This window comes from Peribacillus sp. 05N428 (genome assembly GCF_056397085.1).
The window spans coordinates 1-2,951 of record NZ_JBFTMS010000100.1; the positions used below are offsets into that span (position 1 = coordinate 1).

Consider the following 2,951-nt stretch of genomic DNA (forward strand, 5'->3'; position numbering starts at 1 on the left):
TATATGATCGATTTAGAAAATATTCCACAACCAATCGAGGAAGATATTCCTGTATAGTATATAAGAAAGTAAAGAGCAAGAAAGGGTTATAAATGGTAAACAATACCATACTATGACCCTTTTTTACATGTATCTCGGTCGTACCCCAATATAGCATTATTTTGTAAGTACACACTTTACTTTTACATAGTGATAAAAAGTATACTATTGGTTATAATACAATCTGGAAGTGTATAGTAAGATTAGGGTTGAAGAATGACTTTGACACACTCATCTTCGTGATCATTAAAGATTTGATAGGCTTCGCTCGCCTGGTCTAGACGCATTTTATGAGAGACGATTTCTGTTGGGTCCAACTCTCCCGACGTAATCATTTTAAAGAGCATTGGCATGTAATGTATGACAGGTGCTTGGCCCATTTTTATTTGTACATTTCTTTCAAATATATTCCCTAAAGGGAACTGGTTATATTTGGACCCGTAGACCCCAGTCAGCTGCAACGTTCCAAATTTTCTCACAGCATTCATACCGATTTTGATCGGGCTAATTGTTCCACCAATAAGCTTCATCTTTTGTTCGGCAGCTTCGAGGGGTGTTTTTTTACCATCCATCCCTACGCAGTCAATGACTGCGTCTACACCGCCATTTGTGATTTCTTTAATATGGGAACCCATATCATCAAATTCATCAAAATTATAAATTTCAACATTGTTCATTTTTTTGGCACGTTCAAGCCTATATGGAAGATTATCGACCGCAATGACTCTTTTTGCGCCTTTCATCCATGCAAACTTTTGCGCCATTAACCCAACCGGTCCACAGCCGAGTACGGCAACTGTATCCCCTTTTTTTACCCCTGCACTTTCAATGCTCCAATAAGCAGTTGGTAGTACATCAGACATAAACAGTAATGCTTCATCTTCAAGTTCAACAGATTCAGGAATTACAAAAGGCATAAAATTCCCATAAGGAACACGCAAATATTCAGCTTGTCCACCTGGATGATTACCGTAACGCTCCGTAAATCCAAAATATCCGCCTGTATCAATTTCTGGATTTGGATTAGAATTATCGCATTGGCTCTCCAAATCATGCTGACAATAGAAACAGCTGCCACACGAAATATTAAACGGTATGACAACTCTGTCCCCTTTCTTCACTTTTGTTACCTCTGGCCCTACTTCTTCTACAATACCCATAGGCTCGTGGCCAACTACGTAATCTTTTTCAGCTGGCAGGGCACCTTGATAAATATGTAAGTCAGATCCGCATATCGCTGTTGATGTAATGCGCACGACAATATCGTCTTTTTGTTGAAGCTTCGCATCTGGAACTTCTTTCACTTGCATATCCTTGGAACCTTGAAAAGTAACTGCTTTCACAAGTAAAACCTCCTACTATAAATTGATATAACTTGTATATAATATACCCATTGAAGAAATTTATATGTTTTTTTATTTATTTTTAGTTCTATTTGACTAAATAGGGCGTTTGCTTCAGTTCGACTCCCGCTTTGACATTAAAAATGAGATGGAAAAGGCGTACTAATCTATTATCAGAGGTACGCCTTTTCAAATGCCTAAATTATGCACGATAGCAACAATCTTTGAGAGAACAGTTAAAATAAATCTAAAAATCTGTGCGTCAAAAATTTATAAGTTTTAGATGTGAAAGCGTTTTGACTTTGGCTCCCTACATTTTTGGTTTATGCAGCTATAGGGACTTGTGCCATTTCGGTTACTACTACTTTAATGTATACAAGAAATTACAGCTCAGCGATGGTCCCCATTTACTGCATCCGTCTAACAACGGGTTTTTTTTACATCTATTGCTCATTTTGTATAAAAAGCAAAAAGTGTACATACCCGGTTATTCGGAATTATCAGCGCTTTTTATTTTACTCTTCATGTTCCAAAATCTAACATGACCACTACTTATGCTACTCTATGTGTTCTAAAACTCGTCCTTTTCTGAACACACTCAGATATCCGTTGAAATGAATGTTTTTTAAGGCTATAGGTGTTACAAAACTCTGTTCATTATTCTATGTTCAATAACATATTGAATTCTATCTTATGTTACAATGAACTTAAAGGAAAAATGAGAAAAGAGTGATTACTGGTGTTAATTGGATATGCGCGCGTTTCGACAGGGTTACAAAATTTAGATTTACAAATGGATGCGTTAACGCAACATGGCTGTGGAAAAATCTTTCACGATAAGATGAGTGGAGCGAAAAAGCAGCGCCCTGGCTTGGAGGAAGCACTTCAATATGCACGTGAAGGCGATACCATTGTTGTTTGGCGATTAGATCGTCTTGGTCGCAACATGCAGGACTTAATACAGATTGTGAATACTTTGAACGAACGAGGTGTGGGCTTTCACAGCCTGCAAGAAAACCTAACGATGGACAAAAGCAACGCAACGGGGCAATTAATGTTCCACCTCTTCGCAGCCTTTGCAGAATTTGAACGGAATCTGATCGAGGAACGCTCAGCAGCAGGACGAGCAGCAGCTAGAGCGCGTGGTCGTCTTGGGGGACGTCCGGAGAAACTGGAAGCGAAAGATATTGAAATGATGAAATCGCTCATTGAAAATGGTACATCAATTAAAGATGTGGCGGAAAAATGGGGCGTATCTCGAACAACCATTTATCGCTATTTGGAAAAACCTCTAAAATAAAACGTAAAGCACTTGTTACCAGCTCACAGCTTGGATAAGTGCTTTTATTGTTTAGAATAGGCGTATTTTGAAGTGCAAAATAGCACTTAAAACAGGTGCAATTTACCGATTAAAGTGACAGGTTCTTTCTATAAAAGCTGGTAAAATATTACCCTCTACACTACTTAGAAAACTAAGTAACTATAGTAGAAAAAACCGATTATATCAAGCTTTTAGGGAATTAGGAAGGATTGTAAGAACTGTATTTTTGCTTAAATATATTTCTGATA

At 37.8% G+C, this 2,951-nt stretch carries 2 protein-coding genes and 1 pseudogene; 2 read left to right on the top strand and 1 reads right to left on the bottom strand.

Features of this window, described 5'->3' with window-relative positions; translation table 11 throughout:
• Positions 1-242: 242 nt before the first annotated feature.
• Positions 243-1,382: a zinc-dependent alcohol dehydrogenase gene (locus AC1DIV_RS29805; RefSeq protein ID WP_066154501.1), complete on the bottom strand. Its 1,140-nt coding sequence runs from the start codon at positions 1,380-1,382 to the stop codon at positions 243-245.
• Between the two features lie 739 nt (positions 1,383-2,121).
• Here AC1DIV_RS29805 and AC1DIV_RS29810 point away from each other — a divergent pair.
• Positions 2,122-2,682: a recombinase family protein gene (locus tag AC1DIV_RS29810; protein WP_072501987.1), complete on the top strand. Its 561-nt coding sequence runs from the start codon at positions 2,122-2,124 to the stop codon at positions 2,680-2,682.
• 121 nt (positions 2,683-2,803) lie between these two features.
• Positions 2,804-2,951: pseudogene (locus AC1DIV_RS29815) on the top strand (Tn3 family transposase); the annotation flags it as partial.